We start from the raw sequence: 18,775 nt of genomic DNA on the forward strand, positions 1-18,775 counted from the left end.
CCGGCATCATCGCACACGTTCCACCGCCCGCGGGTGTTCGCCGCAACACAACTACCGTGGCTCGACGTGACAATCACCGTGGTGGGCATCGGCGCGGACGGGTGGCGGGCGTTGCCACCGGCCTCGCGCGCGGAGCTCGAGACGTGCGAGGTGCTGCTCGGCGGGCCCCGGCAGCTGGACCTGGTCCCCGACGGCCCGTACGAGAAACGCCCCTGGCCCAGTCCGCTGCTGCCCGCGTTGGACGACGTGCTCGCCGAGCTGGCAGGCCGCCGCGTCGGGGTACTCGCCAGCGGCGACCCGCTGCTGTCGGGTATCGGCGGCACGCTCGTACGCAGGCTCGGCCCCGACGCGGTCCGGATCGTGCCCGCGGTGTCCTCGGTCGCCCTGGCCCGCGCGCGACTGGGCTGGACCGCGGAGGAGACCGACGTCGTCAGCGCCGTGGGCCGCGACGCCCGCAAGGTGCTGCGTGCGCTCGCCCCTGGCAGGCGGGTCCTGGTCCTCAGCTCCGGGGCCGACACGCCGGGACGTGTCGCGGCGCTGCTGGCCGACCACGGGTTCGGCGACAGCATCCTGACCGTCCTCGAGAACCTGGACTCACCCGAGGAACGCAGGCTCGACGGCACCGCCCGCGACTGGCCGCACGAAGACGTCGCACCGCTCAACGTCGTCGCGATCACCTGCGCCGGTCCGGCGTACTCGCTGCTGGCGGGCCTGCCCGACGAGGCGTTCGACCAAGACGGCCAGCTCACCAAACGCGATCTCCGAGCGAGCGCACTCGCCCGGCTCGCCCCGGCGCCCGGCGAGCTGCTGTGGGACGTGGGGGCGGGCGCGGGCAGCGTCGCGGTCGAGTGGTGCCGCGCGCATCCCGCCAACCGGGCGATCGCCGTGGAGTCGCGGTCCGACCGCGCCGACCGTGTCGCCCGCAACGCGGCCGACCTGGGAGTTCCGGACGTCGAGGTCGTCACCGGCCGCGCCCCGGACGCGCTCGCGGGGCTGGCCGTCCCCGACGCCGTGTTCGTCGGCGGCGGTGTCGCGGGCGCCGGTGTGCTGACCGCATGCTGGGACGCCCTGCGCCCCGGCGGCAGACTGGTGGCCCACGGCGTGACGCTCGAGGCCGAGCAGGCGCTCGCCGCGCAGTACTCCGACCGGGGCGGCGAGCTGACCAGGATCTCCGTCGAACGTGCCGCACCGCTCGGCGGCCTGACCGGGTGGAGTCCCGCCCGTGCCGTAACGCAATGGAGTGTGAGAAAGCCGTGACCGTCCATTTCATCGGTGCCGGACCGGGCGCCGCCGACCTGATCACCGTCCGCGGGCAGCACCTGCTCGCGAGCTGCGGCGTGTGCCTCTACCCGGGCAGCCTGACGCCGACCGACCTGCTCGCGCACTGCCCGGACGGCGCCGCACTGGTCGACACCGCCGACCTGACACTCGACGACATCATCGGCAGGCTGGTCGAGGCCCACGAGGCGGGACACGACGTCGCGCGCCTGTGCTCCGGCGACCCCGCCGTCTACAGCGCCGTCGCCGAGCAGATGCGCCGCCTCGACGCGGCGGGTGTGCCCTACGACGTCACCCCGGGCGTGCCCGCGTTCTCCGCGGCCGCCGCGGTGCTGGGCCGCGAGCTGACCGTGCCGACCGTCGGGCAGAGCCTCGTCCTCACCCGGGCGCAGGCACGGTCGACGTCGATGCCCGAGGGTGAGGACCTGGCCACGCTGGGCGCGTCCGGGGCGACGCTGGCGCTGCACCTGGCGATCAACCGCGTCGAGCAGGTGGTCGACGAACTGCTGCCGCACTACGGCGCGGACTGCCCCGCCGCCGTGGTGGCCAAGGCGACCCAACCGGGCGAAACGGTGCTGCGCGGGACGCTCGGCGACATCGCGGGCCAGGTACGCGAGGCCGGACTGAACCGCGCAGCGATGATCTTCGTCGGCACGGTCCTCGCGGCCGAGAACTTCCCCGACAGCTTCCTCTACTCGGCGGGCCGGGAACGGCACGCGCCCGGTGACCCCTACTGCGAGAACGGGGGCGGGCCCCACTGACAGGACCCCCGTCGGCCGCGATCGTGGAGGACATGACGGGCGACCTCCTGGGCAGTACGTGGCTCCTGCCGTTCCTGGCACTCGCCGTGCTGGTCGACGGCCCACTGCCGTTCCTGCCGAGCGAACCCGTGTTGCTGTCGTCGGTCGCGGCCGCGGGCGACGCGGGCAGGGTCGTCGCGCTCGCGGCCGCGGCCTTCGTGGGATCGCTCGCGGGTGACGCGCTGCTGTACACCCTCGGCCGGTCGTCGCACCGGTTCCTGCGCGGCAGGCGCGACGACACCCGGGTGCGCAGGTGGTTGCACCGACGGCCGGTGCTCACGCTCGTGGCCGTGCGGTTCCTGCCGGGCGGCCGCCTCGTGAGCGTCGCCGCGGCGGGGCGCGTGCGTATCCCCGTGATGCGCTTCGTCCCGGCGACGCTCGTCAGCTCCGCCGTGTGGTGCGGATACATGACGGGCACGGGACTGCTGATCGCACCGGTGACCCACGGCGATCCGGTGCTGTCGCTGCTCGCGGGGATCGGCATGGCCACGGTCATCGGCGCCGCGGGCGAGACCGCCCGGCGGATCGTCTCCCGCCGCCGGACCGACGTACCGGCAGCTGCTCCGCCAGCACGTGCAGCGCTGCCCACTGCCGTGCGGTGAGCGCTCGGGGCAGCGCCGTGGGCGGCACGCCGTTGTCCGCGAGCCACCGGTCCACGGCGGCGCGGTGGCCGAACCGGCGCATCAGGATGTCCTCGATGCCGCGGCCCGGCCCCGTGAACACGGCGTGGACCAGGTCGGCGTAGTCGCGGCGCCGCGCCACCGGGACGAGCGGCCGCGGACGACGGGTGATCGTCAGCAGACCGCCGTCGACGTCGGGACTGGGTGTGAACGCCGAGGCCGGGACGCGGCGGTCCAGACCGAACTCGAACCACGGCCACCACTGGGCGGTCATCATCGTGGCGCCGCCGACACCTGCGCGGCGCCGTGCCACCTCCCACTGGACGAGCAGCACGGCATCCGTCCAGTGGTCCGCGGCCAGCACCCGGCGCAGCATGCCGGTGGTGCGGTGGAACGGCAGGTTGCCGACGATCACGTGCGGCGTGCGGGGAAGGGCGAAACCGCCGAAGTCGGCGTGCACGACGCGGGTCCGCCGCACCCGCCGCCGGAGCGTGGCGACGAGCCTTGCGTCGAGTTCGACGGCGGTGATCGGCCTGCCGAGCGTTTCGAGCGGGAGCGTGACGGCGCCCGCGCCGGGGCCGATCTCGACGATCGGGCCGTCCGTGCGGGCGACGTGGTCGACGATGCGGGTGATCGTGGAAGGGTCGGTGAGGAAGTTCTGGCCGAGTTCGTGTCGGCCGCTGTGTCGAGACACGGGTGTTTTCTCCGGGTGCCGTGGGATGACCCGGGCAGCACGAAGCGGGCCGCCCGGCAGGACATGCCGAGGGCGGCCGGCGCACGGAGGGATCGAGCGATACGCCGAGGCCGCCGCTATGCGCGGCGCAGCCTCACGAAGAACGCCATGGAGAAAGCACCTGGACCCATGGCGGCCAACCTAGCGGCACCCGGGCCACCCGGTCGAGGCGAATTTCCGCTACACCACGTAGCCGCTCCTCACTCCGGGAATGCCCCAAGGGCACCTTGGTTGCGTTGAGTGCGACCAAGGTGCCCTTGGGGGCATCACCCCGCTCACCTGGACGTGCACCGGTGGTGCATGGGTGTGGTTGCGGAGGGTGTGGAGGTCAGCCCGCGCGGCCGACGATCGTGCCCGCGCGGTCGATGGCGACGACGTCGACGTGCACCGGCGCCTCGCCCAGCACCTCGACGGACTGCAAGCGGGCGCGTTCCGCGACGAGATCGCCCAGCTCCAGGCCCGCCTCCCGCGCCAGTTCCAGCGCGTGCAGCGCCGTGTTCGCCCCGCCGATCACGGCCGCCAGCTCGCCCCGGCCCGCGTCCTCGGCGATGCCCGCCAGCAGCCCGAGATCCACCTGCGACCGTTTCGAGTGCAGGTCCAGATGTCCCGCCGCGAGTTTCGACAGCTTCGCGAACCCGCCCGACAACGTCAGCCGCGGCACCGGATTCTTGCGCAGGTACTTCAGCACCGCACCCGCGAAGTCCCCCATATCGAGCAGCGCCTCGTCCGGCAGGCCGTACAGCTCCTGCGCCACCCGTTCGGACGTCGACCCGACCGCGCCCGCGACGTGTTCGAGCCCCAGTGCCCGCGCGACGTCGATCCCCCGGCGAATGCTGTCGATCCACGCCGAGCACGAGTACGGCACCACCACTCCCGTGGTGCCGAGCACGGACAGGCCGCCGACGATGCCGAGCCGCGGGTTCCACGTGTGCCGGGCCATCTCCTCGCCGCCGTCGATGCCGATCTCGACGACGACGTCGGGCGGCGCGCCGTGCTCCGCGGCCACGCGCTGCACCGCCTCGGTCATCAGTCGCCGCGGCACGGGGTTGATCGCGGCCTCGCCCACGTCCAGCGGCAGGCCGGGCAACGTCACCGTGCCGACGCCCGCTCCCGCCCGGAACGTGACCCCGCTGCCGTCCTCGCCCGGCCGCACGGTGGCGATCACCAGCGCGCCGTGCGTGACGTCCGGGTCGTCACCCGCGTCCTTGATCACCCCGGCGCTCGCCTCGCCGTCGCCCAGCCGTTCGGTGGCCAGCGCGAACGTCGGGCGCCGGTCCTTCGGCAGCCGGACCTCGACCGGGTCGGGGAACCCGCCGGTCACCAGCGCGGTGTAGGCGGCCGTCGTCGCCGCGGTCGCGCACGCGCCCGTCGTCCAGCCGTAGCGGAGCTCGGTCACACAATCACTCCGTCACGCGCTCGCTTACGTCACACAGCCGCCCGGCCGGGCGACGGGCTCGGTCAGACTGTCCGGTCATGGGAAGTATCGCTCCACGGGTGTTGATCCTCGGCGGCACGTCCGAGGCTCGCGCGCTCGCCGCCGAACTCGTCGCCCGCGACGTCCCGGTGACATCGTCCCTCGCGGGCCGGGTGGCCGAGCCACGCCTCCCGGAGGGTGACATCCGAGTGGGTGGTTTCGGCGGCCCCGAGGGCCTCGCACGGTGGCTGGCCGACCACGACGTCCGCGCCGTCGTGGACGCGACGCACCCGTTCGCGCGGCGGATCTCGGCGTCCGCCGCCACGGCGACCGCGGCCGCGGGCGTGCCCGTGCTGCGCCTCGAGCGACCCGGGTGGCAGCCGGGCGAGGGCGACGACTGGCACTGGGCCGACACGCTCGCCGACGCGGCACGGCTCCTGCCCGACCTCGGCACCAGAGCGCTGTTGACCACCGGCAGGCAGGGACTCGCCGAGTTCGCCGGACTCGACATGTGGCTGCTCGCCCGCTGCGTCGACCCGCCCGACGCGTCCGACGGACCACTGCCCCGACGGCTCGAGGTGATCTTGTCGCGCGGTCCGTACCACCTCGCCGACGAGGCCGAGTTGCTCCGACGCCACCGCATCGACGTGCTCGTCACCAAGGACAGCGGCGGGGACATGACCGCGGCGAAGCTCCACGCGGCGCGCGAGGCCCGGATTCCGGTGATCGTCGTACGCCGTCCACCACGTCCGGATATGCCCCGTTCGGCCGATGTCAAATCCGCCGTGTGCTGGGTTGTCGACCGCACGAAGCGATAGCCCCGCGGATCGGCCACGGTCACGCTGCCGCTAGCGTGACGTCCGATGCCGCCAGCGAACTCGACTTCGACGGACAATTCCGGCACACAGCCGGAACCTTCCGGCGCGTCCGCCGGATCGCCGGGCCCTCGCGCGAACACGCAGAAGAAATGGCTCGCGACGATCCTGGGGCTCGTCGCCGCCATATGCGCCGTGGCGTACCCGTTCCTGCCAGTGGTCCAGGACACCGCGCGGATCAGCTGGCCCGCAGGCGGCAGCACCGAACAGGTGAACGCCCCGCTCGCCGGGTACTGGGCGCAGGAACTCACCGCCGAGGTCCCGTGCGCCACGGCGCGCTCGCTCGACGCCCGCGCCGCGGGCGAGACGAACCTGTTGTCGACCGTCCCGCCGGAGCGGCTCGAGGACGGCGCCGGCATGCAGCTGCGCGTGAACGACCACACGCTCATCGCGTTCAGCCGCGGCGAACAGGTCGCCCGCCAGCCGCTCCCCGCGGGTGACTGCACCATTTCGGTCTCCTCGACCGCCGAGCACACGAGCATGTCGGTGAACGGCACGCCGGTGTACTCCGAGGACGGCGACGTGCGGCCGCGGGTCGTCGGCATCTACTCGACGATCGAAGCCGGGCAGGACCCGACCGACGGGCTCGGAGTGTCGATCACGCCGGACACCCGCTACCAGTCCGAACCGACGGTGCTGAAACTCGCCGTGGGCGCGGTCGCCGTCGTCGCACTGCTGGCGTGCCTGTTCGTGGTCAACCGGCTCGACCGCGGATTCGCCCGCCGTGCACCACGGTGGGCGCCCGTCGGCTGGTGGCGGTTGACGGGCCGCGACGCCGTCGTCATCGGCATGCTCGGCATCTGGGTGTTCATCGGCCCGGTGACGGCCGACGACGGCTACATCCTGTCGATGGCCCGCGTCGCCGAGGACGCGGGTTACCTCACGAACTATCACCGATGGTTCGGTGTCGCCGAGGCACCGTTCGGCTGGTTCTACCACGTCTACGAACTGATGGCGCACGTTAGCACCGTCGCGCCGTGGATCAGAGTGCCTTCCTTCCTGCTCGGCGTGCTCAGCTGGCTGCTCATCAGCCGCGAGGTGATGCCGCGCCTCGGCAAGGAGGTCCGGTCCAGCCGCGCCGCCGGGTGGGCCGCGGCGATGGTCTTCCTCGTCTGGTGGATGACCTACAACACCGGCACCCGTCCCGAGCCGGTCGCCGCGGTCGGGTCGCTGCTCGCGCTCTGCGCCGTCGAGCGTGCGCTCGTCACGCGGCGCCTCCTGCCCGTCTGTCTCGGCCTGCTCGCCGCGGCGTTCACGCTGGCCGCGACGCCGACGGGACTCATCGCCGTCGCACCGTTCCTGGTGGCGGCGAAACCGTTGTTCCAATTGCTGCGCCAGCGGGCCCGCGACAACGGGTGGCGCCCGGTGCTCGCGCCGATCGCGGGCGCGGGCCTGCTGGTGCTGGTCGTCGTGTTCGCCGACCAGACGTTCGCGACGGTGATGGAGGGCACACGGCTGCGCACCGCGGTCGGGCCGAACCTGTCGTGGTTCCAGGAGCTGAACCGCTACGAGCTGTTGTTCACCGATTCGGCGGACGGTTCGGCGACCCGCCGGTTCCCCGTCCTGTTGCTGCTGCTGTGCACCGCGGCGTGTCTGGCGGTGCTGTTGCGGCGCAGCAGGATCAAGGGCGCCGCGCTCGGGCCGAGTCGCCGCCTCATCGGCACGACGGCTGTGTTCTTCCTGCTCATGGCGCTGACGCCGACCAAGTTCACGCACCACTTCGGCGCATTCGCCGCCGTGGGTGCGGCGATGGCCGCCCTGACGGCACTGGCGGTGAGCGCGTCGGTGCTGCGGTCGCGGCGCAACCAGGCCCTGTTCGTCGCCGGACTGCTCGGTGTCTCCGCGCTGGCGCTGACCGGCCCGAACGCCTACTGGTTCATCTCACGCCTCGGCGTGCCGTGGTGGAACATGCCGCCCCAGATGTTCGGCATCAAGCTGGCCACGGTGCTGCTGGCGGGCGCAGGCCTGTTCGCGCTGTACGCGTTCGTGGAGAACATCCGCGCGGGACGGCCGCAGGCCCCGCAACCGTCGCAACGCCGGATGCTGTTCCGCGGCTCGCTCGCGTTCGTCGTGGTCAGCGGACTGTTCGTGGCCGCCGAGGTCGGCTCCATGACCAAGGCGCTCCACGAACAGCGCGACACCTACTCGTTCGGCAAGGCCAACATCGAACACGCGCTGGGATCCAGTTGCGGCCTCGGCGACTACGTGATGGTCGAGCGTGACCCCGTGTCGAGCATGCTCACGCGGCTGCCACCGGGACAGCAGCGCACGGCACCGCAGCAGGACGAGCAGTCGGAGCGGAACCGGCCCGGCAACGAGCTGCCCGAACCGGAGCAGGCGAACGGCCCGGTGCAGGCGGGCTTCCACATGCAACCGATCAGCGACGGCGACGCGCTGGCCGAGCCGCCGCACGGGTTCACGACCGAGACGGTGCCGATGTGGAGCAGCTACAACGAACAGGCCAACCCGACCGGCCAACTGCGCACGGCCTGGTTCGGGCTCGGTGACCGCGCCGAGGGCGACCAGGTGGCGCTGTCGGCGTACGCGCCGAGCGGCAAGGCGACGCAGATCGAGGTGGAGTTCGGCAGGCCCACTCCGCAGGGCTTCGAGGTCGTCGGCACCGAGGAAATGCTCGGCTCCGGCGACGGCAGTGGCAAGTGGAAGGACCTGCGCCTGAAGCTCGACAAGGCGCCGGACGAGGCCACGGCCGTGCGCGTCGCGGCCAACGACGACGATCTCACCGAGGACGGCTGGGTCGCCGTGACCGGCCCGCGCGTGCCCGAGTTCACCACGCTGACCGAACGCATCGGCGACGCACCGGTGTACATCGACTGGCCCGCCTCGTTCGTCTACCCGTGCCTGAACCCGATGAAGATCCGCAACGGCATCTACGAAATGCCCGAGTACCGGATCGTCGCCGAGCCACTGGCCCACGAGTCGAACATCGCCAGCAGCCAGGGCGGCGGACCGATCGGCAACCTCGACGAGGTGGCCGACGATCCCGAGGTGCCGAGCTACGTGAAGGGCAAGCCCAGCCAGGCGTGGGGCTCGCTGTACGAGGTCAGGCCGTACATCCAGGGCACGGAGCCGGCCGTGGAGACGGGCGAGCGGACCATGTGGGGCTGGGAGTCCCCCGGACCCGGACCGCAGCAGCCGGACGGAAACTCCAAGAGCCGCTGACCCGATCGTGACGGCCGGGGCCGGCATCCGTGTCGCCCCCGGCCGTCGGTCGTGCCCGGTCAGCGGCCGAGCCGGGTCAGCGGTCGTGCCGGGTCAGCAGTCGTGCCGGGTCAGCAGTCGTGCCAGGTCAGCAGTTCGGACACCGAGCGTCTGCCCGTCGGCACCGCGGACGTGCCCGTAGCGACACCTGCCGGTGCCGTGTCACCGGCAGGTGCGCGGCCCACGGACAACGCGTGCTCGGCGTGCCACGGGCCGTCGACGCCCAGCAGCAGGTCGGCGGCACGGACGTTGTCGTCGGGGTGGAACGTGGCGAGACACGACTCGTACCCCAGTGCCGACGCCGCGAGGATGAGCGACTGGGCGATCCTGCCCAGGTCGAAGGGCGTGTCACGGAACCCGTCGGCGCGGGTCAGCAACACCAGCACCAGGGGCGCACCCGCGAGGTGGCCGGCGTAGGCACCACAGCCTGCGAGACCGCTGCGCACGGCGGCGTCGGTGACGGCGACGAACCGCCACGGCTGCCGGTTCCGTGCCGAGCCGGTGCGGCGCGCGAGGTCGATCATGCGCTCGACGTCCTCGCGCGGCACCGGCTCGGCCGTGAAACGGCGTCGCGACGGCCTGCCGACGAGCTCGCGCAGGCCGTCCGCGGGGTCTCCGGCGCCGGACATCTGTCGCTGCCGGGCCTCAGTCGTAGCTGCGCGGGGTCCAGACGATCGGGGTACCGCCCTGCTGGGTCCTCACCCGCGTCCGCGACGAACCGACGATGAGCACGCACCGCATGTCGACCTCCGCCGGGTCGAACCCACCGAGCGTGTCCACCCGGACGGATTCCTCGGCGCCCCCGACGTCGCGGGCGATCACGACCGGTGTCTCCGGGTTCCGATGACGCAGCAGCACGTCGCGCGCCGTCGCGAGCTGCGTCGTCCGGCTACGCGAAGCGGGGTTGTACAGGGCCACGACGAGATCGGCCTGCCCCGCGGCGTCGAGCCTGCGCTCGATGACGTCCCACGGCTTGAGGCGGTCCGACAGCGACACCATCGCGAAGTCGTGCCCGAGCGGGGCGCCCACCCGGGCCGCGGCGGCGTGCGCCGCGGTCACGCCGGGTACGACGCGCACCGAGACGTCGGCGAACTCGTCGGCCTCCGCCTGTTCCAGGACGGCCGAAGCCATGGCGAACACGCCGGGGTCACCCGACGACACGACGGCCACCCGCCCGCCACCGGAAGCCAGCTGGAGCGCTTCCCTGGCCCGGTCGGCCTCCACGCGGTTGCCCGACGCGTGACGCTGCTGCCCGGCCCGCTGCGGCACCTTCGCGACGTACGGGCCGTAACCCACCAGGTGTTCGGCCTCCCGCAGGGCCTCGTCGGCCTCGGGCGTCAGCCACTCCGGGCCCGCCGGTCCGAGCCCCACGACCACGACGTCACCCCTGGCCGGATCGTTCTTCGGCGCGGGCGCCTCGTCGGCACCGGCCTTGCGCGAGGCGTAGGCGGGACTCGGCACCACGGCGAGTGAGAAGTACGGCACCGTCTCGGGGTCGACATCGGTCAACGGTTCGACCCGCTGGACCTGCCAACTCGCGCGTTCGACGTAGTAGGCCTCGTCGAGCCGCCCCGCCTCGCTGAGCGCCTCGTGCACGGCGCCGAACGTGCGGCCGAGCTTCAGCACCGCGGCGGCCTCGGTGTCGGCCAGCCTGCGGGCGAGCTCCGGTGCGGGCAGCGTGCCGGGCAACAGGGTGAGCACCTCGTCGCGCTGCACCAGGGGACGGCCGAGCTCGGCCGAGGCGCCGCTCACCGACGTCACACCGGGTACGACGTGGGCCTCGTAGCGGTCGGCGAGGCGTTCGTGCATGTACATGTACGAGCCGTAGAAGAACGGGTCGCCCTCGCACAGCAGGACGATGTTGCGGCCCTCGTCGAGGTGTTCGGCCAACCGCTTCGCCGCGAGTTCGTAGAACTCGGCGATCGCTCCCTCGTAGCCGCCGGGGTGGTTCGTCGTCTCCGTGGTGACCGGGTACATGAGCCGCTCTTCGAGCTGCCCGTCACGCAGGTAGGGCTCCGCGACCGACCGTGCGATGCTCCTCCCGTGGCGCGCGCAGTGGTACGCGACGACGTCCGCCTCGGAGATCAGCCGGGCGGCCTTGACCGTCACCAGTTCCGGGTCGCCGGGCCCGAGCCCCACCCCGTACAACGCGCCGGTTCCGGAGCTCACAGGATCTCCTCCTTCGTGGCCAGCGCGTTGACGGCGGCGACGGCCATCGCGCTGCCTCCGCGGCGCCCGCGCACGGCCAAATACGGCGCCGGGCCGCGGGTGATCAGCAGGTCCTTCGACTCGACGGCACCGACGAACCCTACGGGGACACCGATGATCGCCGCGGGTTTGCCGACACCCTCGTTGATCAGCTCCAGCAGCCGGAACAGCGCCGTGGGGGCGTTGCCGATCGCGACCACCGAACCCGGCAACCGGTCGCGCCACAGTTCGAGCGCGGCCGCCGAGCGCGTGTTGTTCAGCTGCTCGGCCAGCCGCGGGACCCGGTCGTCGGACAGCGTGCAGACGACCTCGTTGTCCGCGGGCAGCCGCTTCCGGGTGATACCGCTGGCGATCATGGTCGCGTCGCACAGGATCGGCGCGCCCGCTTCGAGAGCCCTGCGGCCCGCCTCCACGAAGTCCAGGCTGTAGGCCAGGTCGTCGACGAGATCCGTCATGCCGCACGTGTGGATCATGCGCACCGCCACCCCTGCGACGTCGTCCGGCAACACGGCGAGATCGGCCTCCTCCCGGATGGTCGCGAACGAGTGGCGGTAGATCTCCGCTCCGTCGCGGATGTAGTCGATCACTGCTGTCCTTCCCGTGTCGTGCGGTCGAGTGGTCACACGCCTGCCGACGAGATCGTCATCGGCGCTGCGCGGACAGGGCCTCGGCGACCCGGTCGAGCCCGACGAACGTACCCCCGACCTGATAGCCGCCCTCCGCGGCGACCACGTCGATGTGAGATCCGCCCGGTCTGCCGCACCGCCGCGAACACCCTGCGAAGTGGGCGCCGACCCCCGCAGGAGCGAGGGCAGCCGCGTCGGCACGCACGTCGGCGTGGGATTTCGCGCACCGCGGTGCCCCGATGCAGGCACTCACCCCGAGTAACGGATCGGCGGGGTCGACGACCAGGTCCGGCAGCTCGGCGAGCTCGCCTGCCGACGTGTCATGGACCACGACGGTGCGCCACGGGGTCACCGTGAGCGCCCTGCCGGCACTGTGCGCCGCGGAGGCGCTGTGCGCTGCGGGGGTCCTGTGCGCTGCGGGTCCGCGACGACCCAGCTCGTGCAGGGTCGTCGCGGACAGTTCCCCGAACCGCGGCGCGGCGACGACGCACCCGGTCCCCGGCACGGGACCCACCGGCACCGGTGGTGCGAATCGCTGCACCGCGGGCCCGACGTCGGCGCTCGCGTACGGGCGCAGGGTCTCCACCACCGGTGCCGGGTCGATCTCCCGGAGTCGCCACGCCGCGGCGCGGACCTCGTCGAACGTCCGCGCGCCCGCGACCATCGCCTCGGCGGCGCGGGCGGCGGGCACCCGCAGTCCCGTGTCGGCACCGGCCGCGAGCACGGCACCGGTGTCGGCGGTCGTCGCGCGCCAGCACAGGTCGGCATCGGCCGCGACATCGCCGCTGCCGTCGTCCAGGGCGAACAGGAACCGGCCGGGCAATCCGGTGAGCTCGGGCGTGGCGCACACCACCGCGTCGAGTTCGCTCACGAGCGGCCTGATGTCGGCGACCCGCGCGCACGTGCCCGGTTCGACGGCCTCGGCCGGGTCGCCCCCGTCCTCGCGCGGCACGACGCCGGCCAACGGCGAGCCGAGGATGTTGCGGATGCGCTCGTGCGCGGGCGACGGCAGCAGGCCCGCGTCGGCCAGCCGTCCGACGAGTGCGTCGACGTCCCGGATCGCGCGCAACTGCAGGTTGCCGCGCGAGGTGAGGTGCACGCTGCCGTCGCCGAGCTCGTCCGCGCACGCGGCGACCGCCTGTGCCTGCGCGGGCGAGAGCCCGCCGCCGGGCAGCCGGACGCGCGCGAGCGGACCGTCGGCGGCGTCGTGGGTCGCCAGCACGCCGGGACACGCGTCCGCGCGGAGCCGGACGGTGCCGGGGTCCTCGTCGGTGGCGGGTCGGGTCGTGGCCATGCGCCCACTCTAGGCATCGCCCCCGACGGTCCCGGCGCGCGTGACCCGAACGCCGGACTGCAGCCGTGCGCGTCCGACGTCGCCGTTCACCGAGGTGGTACGGGAAACGGCGCGGTGGCAACGAAAGCCGTCGACGCCGGGCGCGTGGCACGAAGGGTCCCTTCGTGCCGCCGCCCCCCAGGTCAGCGCGCTGCGGAGCAATTCGTCACCTTGACTCGCCACGCCCGCCCCCGGAGAGTTGGCGGCCGAGGAGGAACCACCTGTGATCTTGCTGCTGTCCACGTCGGACACCGACCTGTTGAGTGCGCGCTCGAGCGGCGCCGACTACCGCCTTGCCAACCCCGCCCGCCTCGAGCTCGAGGAGCTGCCAGGACTGCTGGACGACGCGCCGATCGTCGTCGTGCGCATCCTCGGCACCGAGCGCACGTGGGCCGAGGGACTCCGCATCGTACGCGAGAGCGGTGCGCACGTGGTGGTGCTCGGCGGCGAACAGGCGCCGGACGCGGAGCTGATGGCACTGTCGACCGTCCCCGTCGGCACCGCGACCCAGGCGCACACGTACCTCGCCCACGGCGGACCGGAGAATCTGGCGCAACTGCACCGTTTCCTGTCCGACACCCTGCTGCTCACCGGTGACGGGTTCGAACCGCCCGCCGAGCAGCCCTCGTGGGGTGTGCTGCCGCGGAACTCGGACGGGCCTGCCGACGGTCCCGTCGTCGCGATCCTCTACTACCGCGCACACCACCTGTCCGGGAACACCGCGTTCGTCCACACGCTGGCCGACCGGGTCGAGGCCGCGGGCGGACGGCCGCTGCCCATCTACTGTGCGTCGTTGCGTTCGCGCGAACCGGAGATGATGGCCGAACTCGAGAAGGCCGACGCGCTCTTGGTGACGGTGCTGGCCGCGGGTGGCACCCGGCCGTCCGAGGCGGGCGCCGGAGGCGACGACGAGTCGTGGGACGTCGCCGAACTCGCCGCGCTGGACATCCCGACGTTGCAGGCGATGTGCCTGACCAGCGACCGCGACACCTGGCTCGACAACGACGAGGGCCTGTCGCCGATGGACGCGGGCAACCAGATGGCCGTGCCCGAGTTCGACGGCAGGCTCATCACGGTGCCGTTCTCGTTCAAGGAGCTCGACGAGGACGGACTGCCCCACTACGTCCCCGACGCCGAACGCGCCTCTCGCGTCGCGCGCATCGCACTGGCACACGCCCGCCTGCGCCACACCCCTGCGCCCGACCGCAAGGTCGCGCTGATGCTGTCCGCCTATCCCACGAAGCACTCGCGGGTGGGCAACGCGGTCGGCCTGGACACTCCCGCCTCGGCCGTCGAACTGCTCCGCCGGATGCGGTCGCAGGGCTACGACCTGGGTCCGGACGCGTTCCCCGGGGTCGACCCGACCGGCACGGACCAGCCCGACGGTGACGCACTGATCCACGCGTTGATCGAAGCGGGCGGGCAGGATCCCGAGTGGCTGACCGAGGAGCAGCTCGCGGGCAACCCCATCCGGGTGCCCGCCGCGCGCTACCGCGAGTGGTTCGCGCAGCTGCCGGAGCAGCTGCGCGAGGACATGATCGAGCACTGGGGCCCGCCGCCCGGCGAGCTCTACGTCGACGGCGGCGAGGACGGCGACATCGTCCTGGCGTCGCTGCAGGCGGGCAACGTCATCCTGATGATCCAGCCCCCGCGTGGGTTCGGCGAGAACCCGGTCGCGATCTACCACAACCCGGATCTCCCGCCCAGCCACCACTATCTGGCCACCTACCGCTGGCTGGAGGAGGAGTTCGGCGCCCACGCGGTCGTGCACCTCGGCAAACACGGTTCGCTGGAGTGGCTTCCGGGCAAGACGGCGGGTCTGTCGTCGGCGTGTGCACCGGATGCCGTACTCGGCAACCTGCCGATGATCTACCCGTTCCTCATCAACGACCCGGGCGAGGGCGCGCAGGCGAAGCGCAGGGCGCACGCCACGATCATCGACCACCTCGTGCCGCCGATGGCGCGCGCCGAGAGCTACGGCGACATCGCCAAGCTGGAACAGCTGCTCGACGAGCACGCCAACATCTCGGCGATGGACCCGGCCAAGCTGCCGGCGATCCGGCAGCAGATCTGGACGCTGATGCAGGCGGCCAAGCTCGACCACGACCTCGGGCTCGAGGAGCGCCCGCACGACGCGGAGTTCGACGACATGCTGCTGCACGTCGACGGCTGGCTGTGCGAGGTCAAGGACGCGCAGATCCGCGACGGGCTGCACGTCCTCGGCGAGGCTCCGACCGGCGAGGCACGCGTCAACCTCGTGCTGGCGATGTTGCGTGCCAATCAGATGTGGGGCGGCACCCAGGCCGCCGTGCCGGGCCTGCGGACCGCACTGGGACTCACCGAGGATGCACCGAAGTCCGATGTGGACCGCATCGAGGCGACCGCCCACGAGCTCGTCGAGGCGATGGAGCAGCGCGGCTGGTCGCCCGACGTCGTCGACGAGGTCTGCACGGGCGTCGACGAGAACGCCCGTGCAGGGGTGGCCTCCGTACTGCGGTTCGCCGCCGAGGAGGTCGTGCCGCGGCTCGCGGGCACGAGCGGCGAGCTCGACGCGGTCCTGCACGCGCTCGACGGCGGCTACATCCCGGCGGGTCCGAGCGGATCGCCGCTGCGGGGTCTGGTCAACGTGCTGCCGACCGGCCGCAACTTCTACACGGTCGACCCGAAGGCGATCCCGAGCAGGCTGGCGTGGGAGACGGGCCAGTCACTCGCCGACTCGTTGATCGGCCGCTACCGCGCCGACAACGACGACGAGTACCCCCGTTCCGTGGGACTGTCGGTGTGGGGGACCTCGGCGATGCGCACCTCCGGCGACGACGCCGCCGAGGTGCTGGCCCTGCTGGGCGTCCGTCCCGTGTGGGACGAGGCGTCACGTCGCGTCACGGGGATCGAACCGATTCCGCTCGACGAACTGGGCAGGCCGCGCATCGACGTCACGGTGCGCATCAGCGGGTTCTTCCGCGACGCGTTCCCGCACGTGGTGAACCTGATCGACGACGCGGTCGGGCTCGTGGCGGCACTGGACGAGCCGGAGTCGCAGAACTTCGTGCGCGCCCACGTACGTGCCGACATGGCCGAACACGGCGATCAGCGCCGGGCCACGACCCGGATCTTCGGCTCGAAGCCGGGGTCGTACGGCGCGGGCCTGCTGCCGCTGATCGATTCGGGCAACTGGCGTGACGACTCCGACCTGGCCGAGGTCTACGCGGTGTGGGGCGGCTACGCCTACGGCCGGGGCCTCGACGGCGCGGAGGCCCGTGCGGACATGGAGAGCTCGTACCGGCGGATCGCGGTGGCGGCGAAGAACACCGACACCCGTGAGCACGACATCGCCGACTCCGACGACTACTTCCAGTACCACGGCGGCATGATCGCCGCGGTCCGTGCGCTGACCGGTAGCGCACCGCGGTCGTACATCGGCGACAGCACCAGTCCGGACGCGGTCCGTACCCGGTCGCTGTCCGAGGAGACGACCCGGGTGTTCCGGGCACGCGTCGTCAACCCGCGGTGGCTGTCGGCGATGCGCCGCCACGGCTACAAGGGCGCGTTCGAGCAGGCCGCGACGGTGGACTACCTGTTCGGCTACGACGCCACGGCAGGCGTGGTCGAGGACTGGATGTACGAGAAGCTCACCGAGTCGTACGTGCTCGACAAGGAGAACCAGGACTTCCTGTCGCAGGCCAACCCGTGGGCGCTGCGCGGCATCATCGAACGCCTGAACGAGGCGGCCGACCGGGGCATGTGGGCCGAGCCGGATCCCGAGCTCATGTCGGCGATGCAGGAGGTCTACCTCCGGATCGAAGGCGACCTGGAAGACCGGTGACAACGCCGCCCGTGGGTGCGTGACGGACCGATCCCGTCACGCACCCACGGCGGCCGCCGGGCCGGACCCGACGGACCAGCCACCGCCGGGCCGGAACGTCCGACGGTGCCAAGCCCTGGCACCGGGGTCCTGGCACCAGGACCCCGGCCGCCACGGGGTCACGAGCAGACGGCGCCCTTCGCCGCGGTGCCGACGGTCTTCGCGTACTTGGCGAGCACTCCCGTCCGCCGCGGCACCGGGGGCATCTCCCAGCCCTCCGCCCTGCGCGCAAGTTCCTCGTCGTCCACGCCGACATCGAGCGTCCGCTGCTCCATGTCGAGCGTGATCGGGTCGCCGTCACGGACGAAGGCGATGGGCCCGCCGTGCGCGGCCTCGGGCGCAACGTGCCCGATACACAGGCCGGTGGTGCCGCCCGAGAACCGTCCGTCGGTGAGCAGCAGCACGTCCTTGCCGAGTCCGGCGCCCTTGATCGCACCGGTCACGGCGAGCATCTCGCGCATCCCCGGCCCGCCGCGCGGCCCTTCGTTACGAATCACCACGACGTCGCCGGCCTGCAGCGACCCCAGCGCGTCCATGGCGGCCTGTTCGCCGTCGAACACGCGAGCCGTGCCCTCGAACCGCGCGGAGTCGAAGCCCGCGCTCTTCACGACCGCGCCCTCGGGCGCCAGGCTGCCGTGGAGGATCGTCAGCCCGCCGGTCGGGTGAATGGGCTCGTTGAGTTTGCGGATCACGTCGCCGTCCAGCTCGGGCGGCGCCATCTCCGCGAGGTTCTCGGCGAGGGTCTTCCCGGTGACCGTGAGGCAGTCGCCGTGCAGCAGGCCCGCGTCGAGCAGCGCCTTCATCACGACCGGCACCCCACCCACGCGGTCGACGGCGGTCATCACGTGCTGCCCGAACGGCTTGACGTCGGCCAGGTGCGGCACCCGGTCGCCGACGCGCGAGAAGTCGTCGAGCGTCAGCTCCACCTCGGCCTCGTTGGCGATGGCCAGCAGGTGCAGCACCGCGTTCGTCGACCCGCCGAGTGCCATGACCACCGCGATCGCGTTCTCGAACGCCTCGCGGGTGAGGATGTCGCGGGCGCTGATGCCTTTCTCCAGCAGCCCGACGACGGCCTCCCCGCCGTCCCGTGCGAACCGGTCGCGGCGCCGGTCCACCGACGGCGGACTGGCCGATCCGGGCAGCGACATGCCCAGCGCCTCGGCGGCACACGCCATCGTGTTGGCCGTGTACATCCCGCCGCACGCACCTTCGCCGGGGCAGATGGCGCGTTCGACCTTGTCGACGTCCTCACGGCTGATCAGGCCCCGTGCGCAGGCACCGACGGCTTCGAACGCGTCGATGATCGTCACCTCGCGGCCGTCGACGCTGCCGGGCAGGGTCGAGCCCGCGTACAGGAACACCGAGGCCACGTCGAGTCGGGCGGCCGCCATCAGCATGCCGGGCAGGCTCTTGTCGCACCCGGCGAGCAGCACGGCGCCGTCGAGGCGTTCGGCCTCCATCACCGTCTCCACCGAGTCGGCGATGACTTCCCGCGACACGAGCGAGAAGTGCATGCCCTCGTGGCCCATCGAGATCCCGTCCGACACCGAGATGGTGCCGAACTCCATCGGGAACCCGCCGCCGCCGTGCACGCCCTGTTTGCTCGCTTCGGCCAGCCGGTCCAGGGACAGGTTGCAGGGGGTGATCTCGTTCCACGACGAGGCGATCCCGATCTGCGGTTTCGTGAAGTCGTCGTCGTCCATCCCGACCGCGCGCAGCATCCCGCGAGCGGCCGTGCGTTCGATCCCGTCGGTCACCTCGCGGCTGCGAGGTTTCACGTCATGTTCGGTCATGGGGAGATCCTCCC

General features: G+C 72.2%; 13 protein-coding genes. 6 read left to right on the plus strand and 7 right to left on the minus strand.

Features of this window, described 5'->3' with window-relative positions; genetic code table 11:
- Positions 1-66: 66 nt before the first annotated feature.
- Genes cbiE through LY13_RS16135 form a run of 3 tightly spaced genes read left to right on the plus strand, consistent with a single transcriptional unit; the run spans position 67 to position 2,680 of the window.
- Positions 67-1,257: a precorrin-6y C5,15-methyltransferase (decarboxylating) subunit CbiE gene (cbiE, locus tag LY13_RS16125; protein ID WP_253829274.1), complete on the plus strand. Its 1,191-nt coding sequence runs from the start codon at positions 67-69 to the stop codon at positions 1,255-1,257.
- The gene (cobM, locus tag LY13_RS16130) at positions 1,254-2,039 is read left to right on the plus strand and encodes a precorrin-4 C(11)-methyltransferase (protein WP_253829275.1); all 786 of its coding nucleotides are present in this window, start codon (positions 1,254-1,256) and stop codon (positions 2,037-2,039) included. Before cbiE ends, cobM begins: the two co-directional genes overlap by 4 nt.
- Before the next feature lie 32 nt (positions 2,040-2,071).
- Positions 2,072-2,680 (plus strand): DedA family protein, encoded by a 609-nt coding sequence (locus tag LY13_RS16135; protein ID WP_253829276.1) that lies wholly within the window; start codon positions 2,072-2,074, stop codon positions 2,678-2,680.
- Here the strand turns inward: LY13_RS16135 and erm are convergent.
- Together erm and LY13_RS16145 are read right to left on the minus strand one after the other, a co-directional pair.
- Positions 2,571-3,392, minus strand: coding sequence for a 23S ribosomal RNA methyltransferase Erm (gene erm / locus LY13_RS16140; protein WP_308216351.1), 822 nt, complete (start codon positions 3,390-3,392; stop codon positions 2,571-2,573). The genes LY13_RS16135 and erm overlap by 110 nt on opposite strands.
- 367 nt (positions 3,393-3,759) lie before the next feature.
- Positions 3,760-4,827: a cobalt-precorrin-5B (C(1))-methyltransferase gene (locus tag LY13_RS16145; RefSeq protein ID WP_253829277.1), complete on the minus strand. Its 1,068-nt coding sequence runs from the start codon at positions 4,825-4,827 to the stop codon at positions 3,760-3,762.
- Positions 4,828-4,904: 77 nt separating this feature from the next.
- Here LY13_RS16145 and LY13_RS16150 point away from each other — a divergent pair, with 77 nt between their 5' ends.
- Together LY13_RS16150 and LY13_RS16155 are read left to right on the plus strand one after the other, a co-directional pair.
- On the plus strand, positions 4,905-5,663 hold the full coding sequence (locus tag LY13_RS16150; RefSeq protein WP_253829278.1) for a cobalt-precorrin-6A reductase: 759 nt from the start codon (positions 4,905-4,907) through the stop codon (positions 5,661-5,663).
- A 45-nt stretch (positions 5,664-5,708) separates the two neighbouring features.
- The gene (locus tag LY13_RS16155; protein ID WP_372493842.1) at positions 5,709-8,900 is read left to right on the plus strand and encodes an arabinosyltransferase domain-containing protein; all 3,192 of its coding nucleotides are present in this window, start codon (positions 5,709-5,711) and stop codon (positions 8,898-8,900) included.
- Positions 8,901-9,010: 110 nt separating this feature from the next.
- Here the strand turns inward: LY13_RS16155 and LY13_RS16160 are convergent, their stop codons facing one another.
- From LY13_RS16160 to LY13_RS16175, 4 genes are read right to left on the minus strand one after another with little or no spacing between them, the layout of a single operon-like run.
- Positions 9,011-9,568, minus strand: coding sequence for a nitroreductase family protein (locus LY13_RS16160; protein WP_253829279.1), 558 nt, complete (start codon positions 9,566-9,568; stop codon positions 9,011-9,013).
- Between the two features lie 16 nt (positions 9,569-9,584).
- Entirely contained in the window at positions 9,585-11,108 is a 1,524-nt protein-coding gene (locus tag LY13_RS16165; protein ID WP_253829280.1) for a precorrin-2 C(20)-methyltransferase, read from the minus strand.
- Positions 11,105-11,734, minus strand: coding sequence for a precorrin-8X methylmutase (locus tag LY13_RS16170; protein WP_253829281.1), 630 nt, complete (start codon positions 11,732-11,734; stop codon positions 11,105-11,107). The genes LY13_RS16165 and LY13_RS16170 overlap by 4 nt, the downstream gene beginning before the upstream one ends.
- Before the next feature lie 55 nt (positions 11,735-11,789).
- Positions 11,790-13,067, minus strand: a complete 1,278-nt coding sequence (locus LY13_RS16175; RefSeq protein WP_253829282.1) for a ferredoxin-like domain-containing protein — start codon at positions 13,065-13,067, stop codon at positions 11,790-11,792.
- 262 nt (positions 13,068-13,329) lie between these two features.
- Here LY13_RS16175 and cobN point away from each other — a divergent pair, with 262 nt between their 5' ends.
- Entirely contained in the window at positions 13,330-16,929 is a 3,600-nt protein-coding gene (cobN, locus tag LY13_RS16180) for a cobaltochelatase subunit CobN (protein WP_253829283.1), read from the plus strand.
- Positions 16,930-17,087: 158 nt separating this feature from the next.
- On the opposite strand, the gene ilvD is transcribed toward cobN, so the two are convergent.
- On the minus strand, positions 17,088-18,761 hold the full coding sequence (gene ilvD / locus LY13_RS16185; protein ID WP_253829284.1) for a dihydroxy-acid dehydratase: 1,674 nt from the start codon (positions 18,759-18,761) through the stop codon (positions 17,088-17,090).
- Positions 18,762-18,775 lie beyond the last annotated feature (14 nt).

Source organism: Prauserella aidingensis (genome assembly GCF_024171865.1).
Taxonomy (GTDB): Bacteria; Actinomycetota; Actinomycetes; order Mycobacteriales; family Pseudonocardiaceae; genus Prauserella; species Prauserella aidingensis.

Excerpts from the sequence above, each read along its gene's own strand:
- LY13_RS16150 (WP_253829278.1), top strand. The coding sequence starts at position 4,905 with ATGGGAAGTATCGCTCCACGGGTGTTGATCCTCGGCGGCACGTCCGAG.
- LY13_RS16155 (WP_372493842.1), top strand. The coding sequence starts at position 5,709 with ATGCCGCCAGCGAACTCGACTTCGACGGACAATTCCGGCACACAGCCG.
- LY13_RS16135 (WP_253829276.1), top strand. The coding sequence starts at position 2,072 with ATGACGGGCGACCTCCTGGGCAGTACGTGGCTCCTGCCGTTCCTGGCA.
- ilvD (WP_253829284.1), bottom strand. The coding sequence starts at position 18,761 with ATGACCGAACATGACGTGAAACCTCGCAGCCGCGAGGTGACCGACGGG.
- LY13_RS16175 (WP_253829282.1), bottom strand. The coding sequence starts at position 13,067 with ATGGCCACGACCCGACCCGCCACCGACGAGGACCCCGGCACCGTCCGG.
- LY13_RS16160 (WP_253829279.1), bottom strand. The coding sequence starts at position 9,568 with ATGTCCGGCGCCGGAGACCCCGCGGACGGCCTGCGCGAGCTCGTCGGC.